Origin of the sequence: Streptomyces sp. CMB-StM0423, assembly GCF_002847285.1 — a bacterium.
In the GTDB taxonomy this organism is placed as follows: domain Bacteria; phylum Actinomycetota; class Actinomycetes; order Streptomycetales; family Streptomycetaceae; genus Streptomyces.
This window is the reverse complement of sequence record NZ_CP025407.1, coordinates 6,733,052-6,751,480: the sequence shown is the minus strand read 5'-3', so window position 1 is coordinate 6,751,480 and position 18,429 is coordinate 6,733,052. Positions and strand designations below refer to the sequence as shown.

Annotated in this window: 21 protein-coding genes and 1 pseudogene; 10 read left to right on the top strand and 12 right to left on the bottom strand. The window is 75.1% G+C overall.

Annotated elements, in window-relative coordinates:
- Nucleotides 1-60 precede the first annotated feature (60 nt).
- Nucleotides 61-1,338, top strand: coding sequence for a tyrosine--tRNA ligase (gene tyrS, locus CXR04_RS29375; RefSeq protein ID WP_101425241.1), 1,278 nt, complete (start codon nucleotides 61-63; stop codon nucleotides 1,336-1,338).
- A gap of 37 nt (nucleotides 1,339-1,375) precedes the next feature.
- Here tyrS and CXR04_RS29370 read toward each other — a convergent pair whose 3' ends face one another.
- The gene (locus CXR04_RS29370; protein WP_101425240.1) at nucleotides 1,376-1,657 is read right to left on the bottom strand and encodes a GlsB/YeaQ/YmgE family stress response membrane protein; all 282 of its coding nucleotides are present in this window, start codon (nucleotides 1,655-1,657) and stop codon (nucleotides 1,376-1,378) included.
- A 173-nt stretch (nucleotides 1,658-1,830) separates the two neighbouring features.
- Between CXR04_RS29370 and CXR04_RS29365 the strand changes: the two genes are divergently transcribed.
- Nucleotides 1,831-2,226 (top strand): DUF3099 domain-containing protein, encoded by a 396-nt coding sequence (locus CXR04_RS29365; RefSeq protein ID WP_101425239.1) that lies wholly within the window; start codon nucleotides 1,831-1,833, stop codon nucleotides 2,224-2,226.
- A 176-nt stretch (nucleotides 2,227-2,402) separates the two neighbouring features.
- A pseudogene (locus CXR04_RS29360) lies at nucleotides 2,403-2,627 on the top strand (hypothetical protein); the annotation flags it as partial.
- A gap of 137 nt (nucleotides 2,628-2,764) precedes the next feature.
- On the opposite strand, the gene moaA reads toward CXR04_RS29360, so the two are convergent.
- Nucleotides 2,765-3,754 (bottom strand): GTP 3',8-cyclase MoaA, encoded by a 990-nt coding sequence (gene moaA, locus CXR04_RS29355; RefSeq protein ID WP_101425237.1) that lies wholly within the window; start codon nucleotides 3,752-3,754, stop codon nucleotides 2,765-2,767.
- 269 nt (nucleotides 3,755-4,023) lie between these two features.
- On the opposite strand from moaA, the gene CXR04_RS29350 reads away from it, so the two are divergent.
- Nucleotides 4,024-5,547: a S8 family peptidase gene (locus CXR04_RS29350; protein WP_101425236.1), complete on the top strand. Its 1,524-nt coding sequence runs from the start codon at nucleotides 4,024-4,026 to the stop codon at nucleotides 5,545-5,547.
- A 53-nt stretch (nucleotides 5,548-5,600) separates the two neighbouring features.
- Here the strand turns inward: CXR04_RS29350 and CXR04_RS29345 are convergent, their stop codons facing one another.
- The 3 genes from CXR04_RS29345 to CXR04_RS29335 all read right to left on the bottom strand — a co-directional run bounded on the left by CXR04_RS29345 (nucleotide 5,601) and on the right by CXR04_RS29335 (nucleotide 8,078).
- Entirely contained in the window at nucleotides 5,601-6,383 is a 783-nt protein-coding gene (locus tag CXR04_RS29345; protein ID WP_101425235.1) for a lysoplasmalogenase, read from the bottom strand.
- 176 nt (nucleotides 6,384-6,559) lie between these two features.
- Nucleotides 6,560-7,495 carry a LysR family transcriptional regulator gene (locus CXR04_RS29340; protein ID WP_199850551.1) on the bottom strand — a complete coding sequence of 312 codons (936 nt, stop codon included), beginning with the start codon at nucleotides 7,493-7,495 and terminating at the stop codon, nucleotides 6,560-6,562.
- A gap of 184 nt (nucleotides 7,496-7,679) precedes the next feature.
- Nucleotides 7,680-8,078 carry a hypothetical protein gene (locus CXR04_RS29335; protein ID WP_101425234.1) on the bottom strand — a complete coding sequence of 133 codons (399 nt, stop codon included), beginning with the start codon at nucleotides 8,076-8,078 and terminating at the stop codon, nucleotides 7,680-7,682.
- A 220-nt stretch (nucleotides 8,079-8,298) separates the two neighbouring features.
- Between CXR04_RS29335 and CXR04_RS29330 the strand changes: the two genes are divergently transcribed.
- From CXR04_RS29330 to CXR04_RS29310, 5 genes are all read left to right on the top strand, one after another.
- Entirely contained in the window at nucleotides 8,299-9,534 is a 1,236-nt protein-coding gene (locus CXR04_RS29330; RefSeq protein ID WP_101425233.1) for a sensor histidine kinase, read from the top strand.
- On the top strand, nucleotides 9,531-10,220 hold the full coding sequence (locus tag CXR04_RS29325) for a response regulator (protein ID WP_101425232.1): 690 nt from the start codon (nucleotides 9,531-9,533) through the stop codon (nucleotides 10,218-10,220). Before CXR04_RS29330 ends, CXR04_RS29325 begins: the two co-directional genes overlap by 4 nt.
- Before the next feature lie 70 nt (nucleotides 10,221-10,290).
- Nucleotides 10,291-11,523 (top strand): DEDDh family exonuclease, encoded by a 1,233-nt coding sequence (locus CXR04_RS29320; protein WP_101425231.1) that lies wholly within the window; start codon nucleotides 10,291-10,293, stop codon nucleotides 11,521-11,523.
- A gap of 45 nt (nucleotides 11,524-11,568) precedes the next feature.
- Nucleotides 11,569-12,501, top strand: a complete 933-nt coding sequence (locus CXR04_RS29315) for an SURF1 family cytochrome oxidase biogenesis protein (protein WP_101425230.1) — start codon at nucleotides 11,569-11,571, stop codon at nucleotides 12,499-12,501.
- 5 nt (nucleotides 12,502-12,506) lie between these two features.
- Nucleotides 12,507-13,262, top strand: coding sequence for an SDR family oxidoreductase (locus CXR04_RS29310; protein ID WP_101425229.1), 756 nt, complete (start codon nucleotides 12,507-12,509; stop codon nucleotides 13,260-13,262).
- A gap of 214 nt (nucleotides 13,263-13,476) precedes the next feature.
- On the opposite strand, the gene CXR04_RS29305 is transcribed toward CXR04_RS29310, so the two are convergent.
- Genes CXR04_RS29305 through CXR04_RS29285 form a run of 5 tightly spaced genes read right to left on the bottom strand, consistent with a single transcriptional unit; the run spans nucleotide 13,477 to nucleotide 15,998 of the window.
- Nucleotides 13,477-14,187: a hypothetical protein gene (locus CXR04_RS29305; RefSeq protein ID WP_101425228.1), complete on the bottom strand. Its 711-nt coding sequence runs from the start codon at nucleotides 14,185-14,187 to the stop codon at nucleotides 13,477-13,479.
- Nucleotides 14,188-14,192: 5 nt separating this feature from the next.
- Nucleotides 14,193-14,867: a DUF6286 domain-containing protein gene (locus tag CXR04_RS29300; RefSeq protein ID WP_101425227.1), complete on the bottom strand. Its 675-nt coding sequence runs from the start codon at nucleotides 14,865-14,867 to the stop codon at nucleotides 14,193-14,195.
- Nucleotides 14,864-15,256 (bottom strand): hypothetical protein, encoded by a 393-nt coding sequence (locus CXR04_RS29295; protein ID WP_442802417.1) that lies wholly within the window; start codon nucleotides 15,254-15,256, stop codon nucleotides 14,864-14,866. The genes CXR04_RS29300 and CXR04_RS29295 overlap by 4 nt, the downstream gene beginning before the upstream one ends.
- Nucleotides 15,257-15,269: 13 nt before the next feature.
- The gene (locus CXR04_RS29290) at nucleotides 15,270-15,464 is read right to left on the bottom strand and encodes a hypothetical protein (protein ID WP_018835772.1); all 195 of its coding nucleotides are present in this window, start codon (nucleotides 15,462-15,464) and stop codon (nucleotides 15,270-15,272) included.
- 48 nt (nucleotides 15,465-15,512) lie between these two features.
- Nucleotides 15,513-15,998, bottom strand: a complete 486-nt coding sequence (locus tag CXR04_RS29285) for an Asp23/Gls24 family envelope stress response protein (RefSeq protein ID WP_101425226.1) — start codon at nucleotides 15,996-15,998, stop codon at nucleotides 15,513-15,515.
- Nucleotides 15,999-16,140: 142 nt separating this feature from the next.
- Between CXR04_RS29285 and CXR04_RS36190 the strand changes: the two genes are divergently transcribed.
- Nucleotides 16,141-16,995, top strand: coding sequence for a hypothetical protein (locus tag CXR04_RS36190; protein WP_234380547.1), 855 nt, complete (start codon nucleotides 16,141-16,143; stop codon nucleotides 16,993-16,995).
- Between the two features lie 66 nt (nucleotides 16,996-17,061).
- On the opposite strand, the gene CXR04_RS29275 is transcribed toward CXR04_RS36190, so the two are convergent.
- Both CXR04_RS29275 and CXR04_RS29270 read right to left on the bottom strand, forming a co-directional pair.
- Nucleotides 17,062-17,853 (bottom strand): enoyl-CoA hydratase/isomerase family protein, encoded by a 792-nt coding sequence (locus CXR04_RS29275; protein WP_101426670.1) that lies wholly within the window; start codon nucleotides 17,851-17,853, stop codon nucleotides 17,062-17,064.
- A gap of 93 nt (nucleotides 17,854-17,946) precedes the next feature.
- Nucleotides 17,947-18,165 carry a helix-turn-helix domain-containing protein gene (locus CXR04_RS29270; protein WP_026276177.1) on the bottom strand — a complete coding sequence of 73 codons (219 nt, stop codon included), beginning with the start codon at nucleotides 18,163-18,165 and terminating at the stop codon, nucleotides 17,947-17,949.
- Between the last annotated feature and the right edge of the window lie 264 nt (nucleotides 18,166-18,429).

Sequence of the window (18,429 nt, the reverse complement as noted above, 5' to 3'; positions counted from 1 at the left end):
GGCCGCGCGGGCGGCCGGGTACGGGACCGGGATCGAGACCGAGAAGAGAGACGAGAAGACGTGACGGACATCGTCGACGAGCTGCGGTGGCGCGGGCTGCTGGCCCTGTCCACCGACGAGGACGCACTGCGCAAGGCGCTCGCGGACGGTCCCGTCACGTTCTATTGCGGCTTCGATCCGACGGCGCCCAGCCTGCACGTGGGACACCTGGTGCAGGTGCTGACCGTGCGCCGGCTCCAGGAGGCCGGGCACCTGCCGCTGGCCCTGGTCGGCGGCGCGACCGGCCAGATCGGCGATCCCAAGCCGGACGCGGAGCGCACGCTGAACGACCCGGAGGTCGTCGCCCGCTGGGTGGAGCGGGTCCGCGCGCAGATCGAGCCGCTGCTCGACTTCGAGGGCCCGTACGCCGCCCGGATGGTCAACAACCTGGACTGGACCGCGGGCCTGTCGGCGATCGAGTTCCTGCGGGACATCGGGCGGCATTTCCGGGTGAACAAGATGGTCGCCAAGGAGGCCGTCGCCCGCCGGCTGGAGTCGGAAGAGGGCATCAGCTACACCGAGTTCAGCTACCAGATCCTGCAGAGCCTGGACTTCCTGGAGCTGTACCGGCGGCACGGCTGCACGCTGCAGACGGGCGGCAGCGACCAGTGGGGCAACCTGACGGCGGGCACCGACCTGATCCACCGGGTCGAGCCGGAGGCCGCGGTGCACGCGCTGGCGACGCCGTTGATGACGAAGGCCGACGGCACGAAGTTCGGCAAGACGGAGGGCGGCGCGGTCTGGCTCGACCCGGAGCTGACGACTCCGTACGCCTTTTATCAGTTCTGGCTGAATGTCGACGACCGCGACGTCTCCCGCTACCTGCGGATCCTCAGCTTCCGCAGCCGCGAGGAGCTGATCGAGCTGGAGCGGCAGACGGCGGAGCGGCCGCAGGCGCGGGCCGCGCAGCGGGCGCTGGCGGAGGAGCTGACGACGCTGGTGCACGGTGCGGCGCAGTGCGCCGCGGTGATCGCCGCGTCCCGGGCCCTCTTCGGGCAGGGCGAGCTGGGCGAGCTGGACGAGGCGACGCTGCGGGCGGCGCTGGCCGAGGTGCCGCACGCGCGGGTCGCGGAGCTGGGTCCCGTGGTGGAGCTGCTGGCCGAGGTGGGCCTGGCGCCGAGCCGGTCGGCGGCCCGCAGGACGGTCAAGGAGGGCGGGGCGTACGTGAACAACGTGAAGGTCGCCGCCGAGGACGCCGTGCCGGCGCCCGAGGACCTGCTGCACGGGCGCTGGCTGGTGCTGCGCCGGGGCAAGCGCAGCCTGGCGGCGATCGAGCTGGCGGCCCCGCAGGACGGCTGACCGGCGGGGCCGGGCCCCGCCGGCGGAGGCGGCCCCCCTAGCGGGGGCTGCGCTTCCGGTGGCCGCGGAACCTCTCGTACATCGGGGCGCCCAGGGCCACGACGCCCACGGCGCCGGCGAGCTGCAGCAGGTGCCGGATCCAGTCGACCCCCTTGGTGTCCGCCACGCCGATCCCCGAGGCCGCGGCATTGCCGATGATCGACCCGATGATGCCGAACACGATGGTCAGCCAGATGGGGATGGCCTGTCTGCCGGGCAGGATGATCCGGGCGATGACGCCCAGGATCAGGCCCAGGACGATGGCCCACAGCCAGCTCATGTCGCCTCCTAGTGCGGCGGTGTCCGCCTGCCGTGCCAGTTTCTTGCGGTGGCCGCGAGGGCGCATTCCGGCCAGGTCTGTTCGGGTTGTGGGGCGGTATGTCCCGCCCCCGCATCGAGCGAGGCGTTTTCCCGGCGTACCTTGGGGAGGTACCCGGTGCCAGGGGGTGGAGTGTGAAGCGGAAGCGCCGCGGCGATGCCGATGTGTTCAGGATCACCGGCGCGCGGCAGAGCCTGGACGATGACGTACGCGCCCGGCAGCGGCGGTACGTGATCTCCATGACGGTCCGGGCGGTCTCGGTGGTGGCCGCCGCGCTGCTCTGGAACGTCCAGCGGCACACCGCGGTCGTCGCACTCGTCCTCGGGATGTTCATCCCCTATTTCGCGGTGATCATCGCGAACGCGGGCCGCGAGAGCATTCGTTCGCTGCCCTCCACCTTCGTCGTCGCCCCGGAGCGCAGAGTCATCGCCCCGCCGCGGCGGACCACGCGTGAGCCCGGCGCCCCGGGTGAACGGGCCCCGGCCGGCAACGAGTCGACGACCAGTGACAGCGCTCCGCCGCCCGTTTGATCACCAAGAGTGCAAGCTCAGAAAAAGCTCAAATCAAATATGCCCATCCGGTGCCGGGCGGCCCTCCTCGCGTGACATACTTCGTACGCGCTCCGCATCCCCCGTCGGAGCGACGGACCGACGCCGGGCGGCTCCCCCCGTGGCTGCCCGGCGTCGCCCATGTTCCGGTACGTAGGCTGGGCCCCGTGAACACCGCTGATTCCGCTCCCATCTGCTCCGCCAAGGGCTGCCGTGCGCCCGCGGTGTGGGTGCTCGCCTGGAACAACCCGAAGCTGCACACGCCGGAGCGCCGCAAGACCTGGCTCGCGTGCGAGGAGCACCGCGAATACCTGAGCCGGTTCCTGGGCGTACGGGACTTCCTCAAGGAGGTCGTCACGCTGGCGGACTGGCAGGAGGCGGAGAAGAGCGCGGCAAGCGCGAAAACGGGAGAAACCGAAGAAGCCGCGGAAAAGGACGCCGGCGGCGAGGGCGGGCCGGGTCCCGCCCCTCGGGCCTGAGCGGCGCCCGCCGCACCCGGGCGGTCCCCAACTCCCCCGCGTCAGCCGCCGATCGCGGACATCGGCCGGTCCGGCTGGACGAACGACGGGTCGTCGAGCCCGGCGCCCGCCTTCTTCCCCCACATCGCGATCCGCCACTGCCGGGCTATCTCCGCGTCCGGCGCGCCGGAGCGCAACGCACCCCGCAGGTCGGTCTCCTCGCGCGCGAACAGGCAGTTGCGCACCTGCCCGTCCGCGGTCAGCCGGGTGCGGTCGCAGGCCCGGCAGAAGGGCCGGGTGACGGAGGCGATGACGCCGACGCGGGCCGGGCCGCCGTCCACGAGCCAGCGCTCGGCGGGGGCGGACCCGCGCACCACCTCGCCCTCGGGGGTCAGCGTGAAGCGCGTGCGCAGGGAGGCGAGGATGTCGCCCGCGGTGATCATGCCGTCGCGCTGCCAGCCGTGCTGCGCGTCGAGGGGCATCTGCTCGATGAACCGCAGCTCGTAGCCCTCGGCGACGGCCCAGGCGAGCAGGTCGGGGGCCTCGTCCTCGTTGAACCCCGGCATCAGCACGCTGTTGACCTTCACCGGATCCAGGCCGGCGGCCCGGGCGGCGGCGAGGCCGCGGAGCACGTCGCCGTGGCGTTTGCGGCGGGTCAGCCGCTGGAACACGTCGGCGCTGAGGGTGTCCAGCGAGACGTTCACCCGGTCGAGACCCGCGGCCTTGAGGGCCGCGGCCGTACGCTCCAGGCCGATGCCGTTGGTGGTCAGGGAGAGCTTGGGGCGGGGCGCGAGGGCGGCGCAGCGCTCGACGATGCCGGTGAGCCCGGGGCGCAGCAGCGGCTCGCCGCCGGTGAAGCGCACGTCGGTGACGCCGAACTCGGTGACCGCGAGGCGGACGAGGCGGACGATCTCGTCGTCGGTGAGCAGCTCGGGTTTGCCGAGCCACTGAAGCCCTTCCTCGGGCATGCAGTACGTGCACCGCAGGTTGCAGCGGTCGGTGAGCGAGACGCGAAGATCGGTGGCGACTCGCCCATAGGTGTCACGCAGCATGGAGAAAGCCCTCCCACGGCGGTAACTGACCTCTGGCAGCCTACGCCAGGCCACCGACAATCAACATTTTGTTGAGGTCGCGGCGGCGAAACGTTCCGTCGTACGCGCGTGACGACGGGGCCGGGAGCGTCCGGTCTGCCCGACACGCCAAAAGACACTGCAGGGCGATGTATTGATGGCCACGGGTGATCAGCGCTACGTTCGCTTGCCGTGTACCTGACCGCGGCAACGGTCCGCGGCGGATTCCTGACTGATGATCTGGAGATCCCATGACTCATCTCCGACCCCGCGGTCGGCGCCTGCTGGCAGTGCCCCTCGGGCTGACCCTCGCGGCGGCGCTCGGCCTCCTGCCGGGGGCGGCCTCCGCCGCGTCGGCCCCGGAGCCCGGCGGCAGCGCCGGGACCGCGGCCGGCGAGAAGCTTTCGTACGTGGTCAACACGAAGACCGACGACAGGACGATCGCCCGGGTCAAGGACGCAATCGCCGACGCGGACGGCTCGGTGGTCGTCACGTACAAGAAGATCGGCGTGGTCGTCGCCCACTCCACCAACCCGGACTTCGCGGCGGAGCTGCGCGACGTGCGCGGCGTGCAGTCCGCGGGCGCGAGCCGTACCGCGCCGCTGACGCCCGGGGGGACGCTGGAGACCAGCGCGCCTGAGGTCTACAAGGGGGCCGCGAAGGCCCGTTCGCAGGACCCGGGCGTCGAGCCGCTGGAGAACGAGCAGTGGGACCTGCCGGCGATCGGCGCCGACAAGGCGCACAAGGTCTCGACCGGCAGCCGTGACGTCACCGTCGGCGTCATCGACACCGGCGTGGACGACACCCACCCCGACCTCAAGGCCAACTTCTCCGCCAAGCAGTCCGCCAACTGCGTCGGCGGCGTCGCGGACACCACCGAGGGCGCCTGGCGGCCCTACGACCCGGCGGGCGACTACCACGGCACCCACGTCGCCGGTGAGATCGCCGCCGCGCGCAACGGCGTCGGCGTGGCCGGCGTCGCGCCCGGCGTGCAGGTCGCCTCGCTCAAGGTGAGCGAGCCCGACACCGCGCTGTTCTACGCCGAGGCCGTCGTCTGCGCCTTCGTCTTCGCCGGCGACAACGGCATCGAGATCACCAACAACAGCTACTACGTCGACCCGTGGCTCTACAACTGCCTCGACGACCCCGACCAGCGGGCGATCGTCGACGCGGTCAACCGCGCCTCGCTGTACGCGATGGGCAAGGGCACCCTGCACCTCGCCGCGGCCGGCAACTCCAACCACGACCTCGCCTCCGACGAGATCGCGGACGACTCCAGCCCCAACGACAGTACGTCCGTGGAGCGCACGATCGACCCCTCCGAGTGCTGGGACGTGCCGACCCAGCTCCCGGGCATCGTGACCGTCGCGGGTACCGGCGTGAACGACGACAAGTCGTACTACAGCAGCTACGGCCAGAAGGTCGTCGACATCGCCGCGCCCGGCGGTGACGCCTACCAGATCCCGGACACGCCGTCGAAGAACGGCCGCATCCTGTCGACGCTGCCGGAGAACAAGTACGGCTGGCTGCAGGGCACGTCGATGGCCACCCCGCACGCCGCGGGCGTGGCGGCGCTCATCAAGAGCAAGCACCCGCGGGTGTCGCCCACGGCGCTGCACATGATGATGAAGTCGCAGGCCGACAATCCCGGCTGCCCGGAGTTCTACGACCCGGACGGCAACGGGGTCGAGGACGCCACCTGCACCGGCAACAAGCGGACCAACGCCTTCTACGGGACGGGGATCGTGGACGCCTACGACGCCGTACGGCGGTGAGGGCCGGCCGGTGACGTAGCACACCGGCGGCCACCGGGCCGGGCGGCGGTGCCTCAGGGCGCCGCGGCCCGGCCTTCGCCGTGTCCGGGGCCGGGGCTGTGTCCGGGGCCGGGGCCGGGGCCGGGGCCGGGCGGCTGTGCGCCGCGTACGAGGCCGCGGCCGGGCGCCCGGCGGCGCAGCACGCCGTCCGCGATGAGGTACTGGGCGGCCAGGTACGTCGCCATCACCCAGAACCCGGCGGCGGGCGGCTGCGGCAGGCCGGCGAGGTCGGTGGCGATGAGGGTGTCGGAGAGCAGGAACAGCGCACCCCCCGCACCCGCCCGCGGCCCGAACCGGGCGGCGCCGAACGCCATCGCGGCGAGCAGCAGGCTGTACGCGGCCACGGGCCCGCGCAGCCCCGGGTCGAGTCCCGGCCACAGCACGCCGACGCCGGCCGCCCAGGCGGCCCCGTACGCGACGGCCGGCCGCCGCTCCACCGCGCGGGGCAGCCGGTGCTCGCGCCGGAAGAGCGTCAGGTAGCACACGTGCCCGGCGGCGAACGCCCCCATCCCGGCCAGGAACGCCCCGTCCCCGCCCACCTGCAGCAGCACGTCCCCGGCCCAGCCGAAGCCCAGCCCGGCGACGAGCGCCCGCGGGGCGCCGCGGGCGGCGGCGTAGGCGGCGAGGGCGGGCATGAGCAGGGGCTTGGTGGCGTGCACGAGCCAGTCGGCCCCGGCGAGCTGCCCCACCAGATGCGCGGCGGCGGCCGCCGCGAACACCCCGCGGGCGCCCCGCACGACGGCCCCGCGGAGGGCCCGGGAACGGGGACGGGGGGTCGGCAGGGCGGCATCGGCCATGGCCCCAGTCTGGCGCAAGAACCGCCGCGCGTCCGCAGGGGCGGGACCGGAGCGGGCGGGTCCGGCACGGCGGGCGGAGGGGCGGGCCGGCCGGGAAAGACGCGGGCCCGGCGCCCGCCGGTCCGGGGCGGGGCGTGCCACGTACCGGCGTACGGGACGCCGCGCGGCCGCCCCGGTCAGGCCGTACGGGCCGGGGTGCGGCGGAGCGCCGGGGGCGGGGGGAGTTGGGGGGTGTGGCGGCGGGCCAGGCGCAGGACGGCCCGCAGCGTCGGTTCCGCCTGGCCCGGGTCGCGGCGCCAGCGGGCCTCGATCGCCACCGGCCCCGGGCGGGTGGCCAGCGGGAGGTCGACCAGCCCGCCGTCCTCCAGGTCCCGTACGACGGCCAGCCGGGGCAGCAGCGCCACCCCGCGGCCGTGCGCCGCCAGCCGGCGCAGCGCGGGCAGGGAGCCGGCGGCGGTGGCCGTGCGGGTACGGGCGGGCAGGTCGCGGCTGAGGCGGTCGTAGAGGACGGCCGAGCTGCAGCCCGGCTCCGCGACGAGGAACTCGGCGGCCAGCACGTCCGCTTCCGTCACCTCCGCCGCGTCCGCCAGCGGGTGCGCGGGGCCGGTGACGAGCACGACCTCCTCGTGGCCGACGACCGCGCTGGGGCCCGCCGTCCGGCTGCCGTCGTCGAAGTGGAAGGCGAGGTCCAGTTCACCGGCGGCCAGTTGCTCCGCCAGTTGTTCGCGGGGGCCGACGACGACGCTGATCTCCGCGTCCGCGTCCGGCCCGCCGGCGCCGTAGTCCAGCGCGGTGACGATGTCCGGCAGCCACTCGCCCGCCAGGGTCTCCGGCGCCCCGATCCGCAGCCGGGGCCGGGAAGCGGCGGCCGCGCTGCGCATGCGTTCGTCGATCTCCAGCGCCTCGCGCGCGTACGGGAGCAGCCGGCGGCCGGCGTCGGTGAGGGACGCGCCGGTGGAGGTGCGGACCACGACCGTGACGCCGAGTTCCTGTTCCAGGCGGCGCAGTTGGGCGCTGAGGCTCGACTGCGCGTACCCCAGCCGCTCGGCCGCGGCTGATATCCCGCCGGTTTCGGCCACCGTCACGAAGGCGCGCAGATATCGAGAGTCCACCGTGGGATCGTGTCACCGCCCTCTTCGCCCGCGCCATCACTTTTTTGCATGGACGCGCCATACGATACGTGTCGCCCGTACCGCCAAGTGACCATGGGTGCCCGGGAGTTGACCGGGCCCGCGCCGGACCCGCGGCGGACCCGCGTCGGGCGCGCTCCCTCGTCACCGCTCCCGGCGCAGGCCGTCACGCCGCGGAGTCGAGCGCGAACCCGTCCAGCTCGATCCCCGCCCACGCCAGTTCGATGAGCACGTCCACCGCCCGCCGGCTGTCCGGCACCTCGGCGACCAGCACCGCGGGTTCCACACCCGGCAGCGGGGGCACGTCGAGGACGAGCGCGAGCAGCCGCCGCGCCTCGGCGCGGCGCGCGGGCTCCGCCAGCCGCAGCAGGAGGTGCCTGGTGGGCAGGACCGCCGCGGCCCACGGCCCGCCGTCGTGCCGGAGCGCGTGCCGGGCCGCATCCCGTAGCGGGTCGCGCGGCGCGTCCCGGGCCGGGTCGTGCGGCGCGTCCCGTACGGCGTCCCGCGCCGCCGCCGGCTGCGGGATCCGTACGCGGTGGTCTCCGTCCGTTCCGTGAAGGGGCATGGTGGGCCTCCCGTCCGCCGTGCGCGTGCCGGCCGTCAGACGGCCGGCTGCCGTCGGGCTCCACGATCCGCCCCGGGACCGCCGCCCGTCATCGTCCGGCAAGTGGCTTCCCGCACTGCGGTCAGGGGTGTACGGACCCGCCGCCTGCAACCTGTGCAGCAGCGCCCGCTGCACCTCCCGGAGGACGCCTGACCGGCATCGATTGGCTACGGTGCAGAGCATGACGGCGGCAGCGCAGACGGACGCGAACAGCGAGCACGCGGTGTTCCGCTACCTCGCGAACGCGATCAAGGACGGGCGGGAGACGGCGCGCGATGCCCGTGCGTACGCCAAGGACGCGGGCTTCGCCGCCGTCGTGGCGCTCGGCTGCGTGGGCACGATGCTGCTGGCGCCGGACGGGCGGATCGGCTTCGACGCGCTCGCCTGGGTGCTGGGCCTGGCCGGCAGCGTGGCGCTGGTGGCCAGGCACCGCTTCCCGCGCACGGTGCTGGTGATCACGGCGGCGGCCATGGTCGCGTACCAGCTCCGCGGCTACCCCGACGGCAGCCCGGTGCTGCCGATGCTGGTCGCCGTCTACCGGACCATCCGCGGCGGGCACCGCGGCTTCTTCGCCGTCACCGCCCTCGTCTCCCTCGCGATCAGCCTCGGCTCGCTGCCGCTGCTCCCGCTCGGCGACGTGGCGCTGCGCGCGGCGCTGGAGAAGCGGTTCCTGACGTTCGGCTGGGTGGTGGCGTGCGCGATGGGCGCGGCCATGCGCATCCAGCACGAGGCGATGCTCGCGCAGGCCGAGGAGCGGGCCGCGGAGAACGCGCAGCGCAGCGCGGACGAGGAGCGGCTGCGCATCGCCCGCGAGCTGCACGACACCCTCACCCACAGCATCTCCGTGATCAAGGTGCAGGCCGGGGTGGCCGTGCACCTGTCGAAGAAGCGCGGCCAGGAGCCGCCGCCGGCGCTGCTGGCCATCCAGGAGGCCAGCGGCGACGCCGCGCGCGAGCTGCGCTCCACGCTGCACGTGCTGCGCAACGCGGACGGCGGCGCCGAGGGCGTCGGCCTCGAACGGCTGCCGGAGCTGGTGGCGCGGGCCCGGGGCTCGGGGGTGCCGGCGACGGTGGCGGTCGCGGGCGAGCGGCCGGCGCTGCCGGCGGAGGTGGACCGGGCGGCGTACCGGATCGTGCAGGAGTCGCTGACGAACGTCGCGCGGCACGCGGGGCCCGCGGCGGCGGTGGGCGTGCACGTCTCGTACGCGCCGGACAGGGTCGTCGTCCAGGTCGACGACGACGGCGCCGCCGACCCCGGGGCACCGCCGCAGCCGGGCATCGGGCTGACCGGGATGCGCGAGCGGGTCGCCGCGCTCGGCGGCGAACTGCACGCCGCGCCGCGGCCGGAGGGCGGCTTCCGGGTACGCGCCGAGCTGCCGCTGCCGCGGGCGGGCGGCGCCGCGGGGGCGGCCACGTGATCCGGGTGCTGCTCGTCGACGACCAGGCCCTCATCCGGGGCGGGTTCCGGGCACTGCTCGACGCCGAGGACGACATCGAGGTGGTCGGCGAGGCCGCCGACGGCGCCGAGGGGGTCCGGCTCGCCGCCCGGCACCGTCCCGACGTGGCGCTGGTCGACGTGCAGATGCCGGTGCTCGACGGCATCGAGGCCACCCGCAGGATCGCCGCCGACCCCGAACTGGCCGGCGTGCACGTCGTCATCCTCACCAACTACGGCGTGGACGAGTACGTCTGGGGCGCGCTGCGCGCCGGCGCGGCGGGGTTCCTCGTCAAGGACATGGAGCCGGAGGACCTGCTGCACGGGGTACGGGTCGCCGCCCGCGGCGACGCGCTGCTCTCCCCCGCGCTGACGCGCAAGCTGATCCAGGAGTACGTGTCCCGCCCCGCCGGCGGCGTGCCGGACGCGGACGACGCGCTGCGCGGGCTCACCCGGCGCGAGCGCGAGGTGGTCACGCTCGTCGGCGGCGGCCTCAGCAACGAGGAGATCGCCGCCCGGCTGCACATCAGCCCGATCACCGCAAAGACACACGTCAGCAGGGCGATGACGAAGCTCGGCGCCCGCGACCGGGCCCAACTCGTCGTGCTCGCCTACGAGACGGGCCTGGTCACCCCGCGCGGCCCGGTGGCCGGGCAGCCAGCGGACTGACCGCTGACGGGTGCTCAGGCGGCACCCGCGCGCGCCGCCGTGTCGGTGGCAGGCTCTATGCTCTGAACCCATGCTCGAAGACCGCGCGACGCCCCTGAGTCCCCGTCAAGTCGCGCGGCAGCAGCCGCTTCCGGGCGCGGATCCGGTCGCGCTGCAGCCGGCTCTCCCGCTGCCTCCGCCGGCCGGTCCCGCGGAGTCCGCGGACCCGGCGCGTACCGCGGAAACGGGGACCGCCGGCAGCGAGACCGCCGGCGCAGGCACCGCGGCCGACGCCGGGCAGCATCCCGGCATCCCGCCGCCCGCCGCCCCCGCCGGCGGCTGGCCCGCCGACTACCCCGAGGCGTACGCCGTCGTCGACGTCGAGACCACCGGGCTGCGCTCCGACGACCGCATCGTCTCCGCCGCCGTCTACCGCCTCGACGCCCATGGCGCGGTGGAGGACAGTTGGTACACGCTGGTCAACCCGCAGCGCGACCCGGGACCCGTGTGGATCCACGGCCTCACCCGCGAGATGCTCGCCGACGCGCCGCTCTTCCCGGAGATCGCCGAGGAGTTCACCGCGCGGCTGGAGGGCCGGGTGCTCGTCGCGCACAACGCGGTCTTCGACTGGATGATGATCGCCCGCGAGTACGCCCGCGCCGGGCTCACCGCTCCCGTGCGCCGGCGGCTGTGCACCATCTCCCTCGCCCGGCAGTTGCGGCTGCCGCTGCCCAACGCCCGGCTGGCGTCGCTGGCCGCCCACTTCGGCGTCGCCCAGCGCAAGGCCCACGACGCCGAGGACGACGCCCGCGTCCTCGCCGAGATCTTCCGCCCCAGCCTGCGGCAGGCGGCCGAGGCCGGCGCCCGGCTGCCGCTGCTGGCCTGCCAGCCGCTGACGGAGTGGGCGGAGCAGGCGCCCGCCGGCGGCGCCGGCGGTACCCGCTCGCCGGGCGGGCACGGTGCGTACCAGTGGCGCACCTGGCGGCCCAACCGCCGGCTGCCCGCGTCCCCGTACCCCAACCCGGGGCGGTACGCGCGCGGCGGCCGGCTCAAGCAGGGCATGCGCGTGGCCTTCTCCGGCGACACCTCGGTGGACCGCAGCCTGCTGGAGGACCGGGCCGTCGAGTCCGGGCTGCACGTCGCGGGCAGCGTCTCGCGCTACACGAGCCTGCTGGTCACCAACGACCCGGGCGCGCCGACGAGCAAGGTCACGCGGGCCGCGGCGCACGGCACCCCGGTGATCGACGAGGCCGCCTTCCTCCACCTCATGCGGGACGTCGAGCCGGCGGACGCGCTGCCCGGCGGGGACGGCGGGGCAGGGTAGCGGGGTCCCGTCGGGCGGCGGTGGACCGGGGAGTACCGTCAAGGGGTGTACCGCTTCCTGTTGTCCCGGCAGTGGGTGATCGTCACCCTGGTGGCCGTCCTGCTCATCCCCGTGATGATCCAGCTCGGCTTCTGGCAGCTCCACCGCCACGAGGACCGGGTCGCGCGCAATGACCTCGTCGCCCGCAACCTCAAGGCCGAGCCGGTCCCGGTGGACCGGCTCATGCGCGAGGGCCGCACGGTGCCGCGCGAGGACACCTGGCGCACGGTCACGGCCACCGGCGCGTACGAGCCGGAGCGGGAGGTCGTCGTACGGCAGCGGCTCGGCGCCGACGACAAGCAGGGCTACTTCGTGGTCACCCCGCTCCGCCTGACCGACGGCTCCGCGGTCCTCGTCAACCGCGGCTGGGTGCCCGCGGGTGCCGATCTCACCACCTTCCCCAAGGTGCCGCCCCCGCCCGAAGGCGAGGTCACCGTCACCGGCCGGCTGCGCCCCGACGAGACGACGGGCAGCGGCATCCGCGACAAGGCCGGCCTGCCGGACCGCCAGGTGATGCTGATCAACAGCGCCGACGAGGCCGCGGGCGGCCTGCCGGGGCCGGTCCTCGGCGGGTTCGTCGAGCTGGTCGGCACCTCGCCGAAGGCCGCGGGCAAGCAGCCGGAGCCGGTCACCGAGCCGGACCACAGCAGCATCGGGGTGCACATCGCGTACGCGATCCAGTGGTGGATCTTCGCGGCGGCGGTGCCGTTCGGCTGGTGGGTTCTCGTACGCCGTGAGCGCCGCGACCGCGAGGCCGCGGCGGCGAAGGCGGCCGGTGGGGAGACGGCGGCAGAGGCGGAGCCCGCGGCGGACGGGGAAGCGCCCGGCGGGACCACCGCCGACGGGGCCGGGAGGACCGCGGACGCCCCCGCGCGGCGGGCCGCGGACGACGACCCCGCCCCATCCCTGGCGCCCGCCGAGCAGATGGCGGCAGACTGACCCCCATGGATCTTGGACTCAACGACCGCGCCTACGTCGTGACCGGGGGCTCGCGCGGCCTCGGTCTCGCCGTCGCCGAGCAACTGCTCGCCGAGGGCGCGAAGGTGGTGCTCAGTGGCCGCGACAAGGACCGCGTGGCGAGTGCCGCCGCCGCGCTCGGCCAGTCGGCCGTCGGCGTCGCCGCCGACAACGCAGAACCCGGCACCCCGGACCGGCTCATCGCCGCCGCCCGGGAGCACTTCGGCCGCTTCGACGGCGTGCTCATCAGCGTCGGCGGCCCGCCCGCGGGCAACGCCACCGCCAACACCGACGCCGAGTGGGAGACGGCGTTCGGCTCCGTCTTCCTCGGTGCGATGCGAATGGCCAGGACGGCCGCGGGCGAGTTGGCGGAGGGCGGGGTCATCGGCTTCGTGCTCTCCGGCTCCGTCCACGAGCCGATTCCCGGGCTCACCATCTCCAACGGGCTGCGCCCGGGGCTCGCCGGATACGCCAAGTCGCTCGCCGACGACCTCGGGCCCCGCGGCGTGCGGGTCGTGGGGCTGCTGCCGGCCCGGATCGACACGGACCGGGCCCGCGAGCTGGACGCCCTGTCCGGCGACGCGGCGGCGGCGCGGGCCCGGATGGAGGCGAAGATCCCGCTGGGCCGCTACGGCACCCCGGAGGAGTTCGGCCGGACGGCGGCGTTCCTGCTCTCGCCCGCGGCGTCGTACCTGACCGGGATCATGCTGCCGATCGACGGCGGCATGCGGCGGAGCATCTGAGCGCGATGGCCGGACGGAGCGCGCGTAGGAGCACGGACTTCGGCCTCTTACGCCGGTTACCCGCGAGCGGGACGGGCACGGAGCCCCGGGGCCGGTCGCGCGTGCGCCGTACGAGCCGTACCGCCGGTACGGGCCGGGCGCACCGCGCACCGGCCGCGGTCCGGCACGTATAGGACCTACGGGCCCGCGCCCGCCCCCGCGCCCGCGCCCGCCGTCACGAGACGCGCTCCGGGCGGTGCTTCGCCGGGCGGAACCTGATCTCCGCGGGCAGCCGCGCCAGGCCCACCGACGCGCGGGCCGGGGCGAGCGCCCGCTCCTCGATGTGGTCCACGGCCGCCGCGGGATGCGCGCCGGGGCCGAGCAGCACCCCGAAGCTGGCGCGCGGCGCCGTGCGCCGGCCCGTGAGGGTCACCCGGGCCCGTTCCACCCCCGCCAGCGCACCGGCCTCCTCCGCCAGCACCTCCTCCAGCGCGGACCCGCGCAGCAGGGCCTGCGGGGCGGTCGGCAGCGTGAGCGTGCCGGGGCCCCCGGACTCGGCACCGTCGGCGTCCGGGTCGGTGGCGGAAGCCCAGTCGCCCTCCTTGCCGCCGTCCGCACCGGAGGCGTCCGGCGCGCCGGACGCGAGTGCGCCGCCCGTGTCGACGACGACCTCGCCGAGGCGGGCCCGGCGCAACTGGGCGACGAGCCACCAGCCGCAGCAGAGCACGAGCAGCGAAAGACCGCCGACCACCGTCGGCCACCACCAGCCGTCGTCCCGCCACTGCATCCGGGTGTCCCGGCTCAGCAGCACGTCGCCGGAGCCGCCGGCGTACGGCGCGAAGCCGGGCCGCGGCAGGTCGAGCCCGGCGAAGAGCACGGCGATCCCGGCACCGGCGACGAGGAGGCCGGTGACGGCGAGCAGGATCCGGTTGACCACGCGCAGCATCGCGCTCACCCCTTCGCCGGCGGCCGGCGTACGTGGACGGACAGCTCGGGCCTGTGGGCGAGGCCGAGTTCACGGATGCCGTCGCCGAGGACCGCGGCGAGGTCGGCGCGTACGTCGTCCAGCTCCCGGAAGTGCGACTCGGCGCGGGCGCTGACCCGGCGGCGGCCCACCGAGACCCGTACCGACCGCACGCCCGAGATCTGCATCGCCCGGTCGCGCAGCACGACGGACGCGGCCCGCCGGTCCAGCCCGGCCCGCAGGTCCGGCGAGGCGTGCCGCATCGGCAGCACGCCGCGCAGGCCCGGCGTGACGGCCAGCAGCACCAGCCAGGCGCCGAGCAGCACGGCCAGGGCGGCGGCGGCGAGCACCCAGGCGTCGTCGAGCGGGCGGGCGGCCAGCTCGTCGGCGACGCGGCGGCGCCAGCGCATCGCGGGGCGTTCCGCGCGTACGGCGACGACGTCGTAGAGCAGCAGCCCGGTGCCCACGGTGGCCGCGGCGGCGGTGAGCGCGGCGGGCACGCGGCGTACGGACCAGAAGCGGGCCGCCGCGGCGGCGCTCCCGCCGTCCGGCCCGGCCGCGTACCCGGAGGCCGACGTGCTCTGCCGCCACTCGTCCGGCTCGGCCGCCACGGTGCCGGCCGCGCCGCCGGCCGGCCGGGACTTCGTCTCGTCGCCGCTCATCGCACCCTCCCCCGCGGCGCGTTCGGCCGCTCCGTGGCATGCAGCCGCTCGACCTCCACGGCCACCTCCGGGACCTCCAGCCCGACCAGAGCCCTTACCCGCTCGGTGACCGCCCGACTCACGGCGCAGCACTGGGCGCCGAGGTCGGACGGGAACCCCAGGTGGACGCCGACGCGGACGCGGGCGGTGTCGCCGCGTACGACGACGGCCGCGTGCGCGGCGTCGGTGCCGGGCGCGCCGAGGAGCGCCTCGCGGGCCGCCTGGGAGGCGATCTTCGCGATGACGCGGTCCTCGATCCGGGTCGCGCCCCGCTCCCCCGCCGGCACGGCGGGCTCGCCGCCTGCGGCGTCTCCTACGTGCCCCGCCTCTTCCGCGGGTTCGCTCGTCACCGACGTCACCCGGTCACCGCCGCCGGTCGTCGCGCTCGCCCGGCCTGCGGAAGAAGTCGCCCGGCTCCAGGTCGCCGTCCAGCACCCGGCCGACGACGAACCCGATCGCGCCGAGCGCCGCCACCAGCAGGAAGGCGCCGAACCCGCCGAAGTAGCCGGCGAAGCCCAGCGCCATCCCGGCGATCAGGCCGACCACTGCCATGCTCATCGCACGCACCTTCCCCAAGCTCCCCGGGGCGGGTCCCCCGCCCCGCCGTCACTGCAGCCGCGGCTGCTCGGCCCCCTCTTCCTCGTCGTCGGGCAGCTTCACGTCGGTCACCGCGATGTTGACCTCGACCACTTCGAGGCCGGTCATCCGCTCGACGGCCGAAATGACATTCTCCCGTACGGCGCGGGCGAGTTCGGTGATGGAGACCCCGTAGTCGACGACGATCTCCAGGTCGAGCGCCGTCTGCACCTCGCCGACCTCGGCCCGCACCCCGGCCACCGACCGGGTGGAGCCGGGCGCGCGGTCCCGTACGGCGCCCGTGGTACGGGCGAGGCCGCTGCCCATGGCGTGCACGCCGACGACGTCGCGCGCGGCGAGGCCGGCGATCTTCTCGACCACGCCGTCGGCGATCGTCGTCCGCCCCCGCGTGGCCGGGTCGCCGGTGCCGCGCCGCGTGCCCAGCACCTTCGGCGGGACCGCTGCCGGCTCCCGCGGAACCTCGCTGACCGTCGACTCGCTGCTCACCGTCTCCACCCTTTCTGACGACCGTGGCGTGCGCTCGTTTCGCCCCCCACTATCCGTCCCCTGCCCGGGCCGGGCCAGGGGAATGCGACACCCGGCCCACGCAGGTCCGCGAACGGGTGGCCGGGCCGGGCGGGTCGGGGAGGATGGGGGCATGACGGCGGGGAGCTGGGAGCGGGCTGTGCGCGAGCAGGTGGGGCTCGGCAGGCTGCTGCCCCTGGGCGGCGCCGCCGACGGCACGTGGATCGCGGAGCGTGCGGCGGCGGGCGTGCTGCGCCGCGCGGCGGCGGAGGTGCGCGAGGCGCGGGTGACCGGGCTGCGGATCGGGCCGGCGGACCCCGGGGATGAGATGGATTCGGACGCGCTCTACGGGCGGACCGACGCCGGGGGCGGTACGGGGTCGGCAGGGGGTGCGGGGTCCGCAGGGGGTGACGGGCGCGGGGGCGCCTGTCAGCCCGAGGGCATCTCCCGGCCCGGGGGGCGTTCGGGCGCCGTCGGCGCCGCGGGCGGCGGCGCCGAGGTGCGGTACCTCGGGTCCCGTGCCTTCGGCGGAGCCGGCGCCGTCGGGCCCGCGCCCGTGAGTGCGCTGCCGTACGGGGAGTTGCGGATCTCGGCGCAGTGCGACGCCGCCGTGGACCGGCCGATGACCGCCACCGCGGCGGCGCTGCGGGAGGCCCTGCTCCGGGGCGCGGAGGAGCGTCTGGGGCTGCGCGTGGCCGCCGTGGACGTCCACGTGGCAGGTCTGCTGGAAACCCCGCAGACCGCCGCACAGACGGCCCCCGGCGGCCCCCCGGGCTCTCCCCCGCCCGCCGCCCGGGAGACCACCCGCCCCGGCGACCGCGCACCGGACGTGCCCGGGCTGCTCGACTTCGACGTCCTCCCCGACGGCGACCACGCCGAGGTACGCGTCGTCCTCGGCTCCGCGCACCGCGCGCTCGACGTGGCCCGCGCCGTACGCGCCGGGACCGGCGCCGCGACCGTCACGGTCCTCGTCACCGACATCCGGTGAGCAGCCCGGCGGCCGTACCCGCGCCCCGTACCATCGCGGCGCCCGGGGACAGGCCCGCAGCAGCCCCTACTCCCCCGCCCCCGCCAGGTCCCGCAGCCTGCGGGCCTGCGCCGCGCGTTCCGCCGCGCGCTGGTCCTCGTACGTCCGGCCCGCGGCCCCCCGCAGCAGCGCCTTCGTCTCGATCACCGCGTCCCGCGGCGCCGCCAGCAGCGCCGCCGCCAGGTCCGCGGTCGCGGCGCCCAACTCCGCCGCCGGGACCACGAGGTTCGCCAGGCCCACCCGCTCGGCCTCCTCCGCGTGCACGAAGCGCCCCGTGACACACATCTCCAACGCCCGTGCATATCCGACGAGTTGCACCAGCGGGCCGGTTCCGGTGAGATCGGGCACCAACCCGAGCGAGGTCTCCCGCATCGCGAACTGCGCGTCGTCCGCGCACACCCGGAGGTCGCAGGCAAGGGCAAGCTGAAAACCCGCGCCAATCGCATGTCCCTGCACCGCCGCGAGGGAAACGATGTCATTCCGCCGCCACCAGGTGAACGCCTCCTGGTATTCGGCGACGACCGCGTCGAGGTCGCCGTCGGAATAGCGGGCGAGCTCAAGGAATGACGGCTCGTCCGCAAAGCCTTCGGGAGTGAATGCCTGCCGGTCGAGTCCGGCGGAGAAGGATTTGCCCTCGGCGCGCAGCACCACCACGCGGACGCTGCCGGGGAGTTCACGCCCGGCGGCGGCGAGCGCCCGCCACATGGCGGGCGACTGCGCGTTGCGCCGGGCGGGGTGGTCGAGGGTCACCGTGGCCAGCGTGCCGTCCTCGCCGTCCAGGGCGAGCCGTACGCCGTCTCTGTGCAGCAGCTCTGTCATATACCGAACAGTAACCACCCGGCCGGTCCGGCGGACCGGCCGGGTGCCTGTGCGGGGTCCGGGACGCCCGTCAAGGCCGCCGCGGCGGTCCCGTCAGGACGACGCTTTCTTGCCTCGCGTCGCGCCGCCGCGACCGCGCAGGGTCACGCCGGATTCGCTGAGCATCCGGTGCACGAATCCATAGGAGCGACCGGTTTCTTCGGCCAGCGCCCGGATACTCGCACCGGAGTCGTACTTCTTCTTCAGGTCAGCCGCGAGCTTTTCGCGCGCGGCGCCGGTAACCCGGCTGCCCTTCTTCAGAGTCTCGGCCACCCGTGCCTCCTCGTACGGAAGTGCGCTCTGGACTCTCATGATCACCCCTTTATGGCCTCCTGGCCACCCGTTCGGCAAGGTCCGCGGCACGAGGTTTTCTCCCCAGTTCCTCTCGGAGGCCGTCGGAACCCGGCATTCCGAGCCTGCCCGCGGACCGGCCGGGACCGCGGCACGGAGTGATTAGGCAGGTCAGGGGGCAGTGCCGGGGCGGGGCGGCGGCGGCAGCGCGCGTAGCCGGCACCGCACGCCCGGTGACCAGGCACC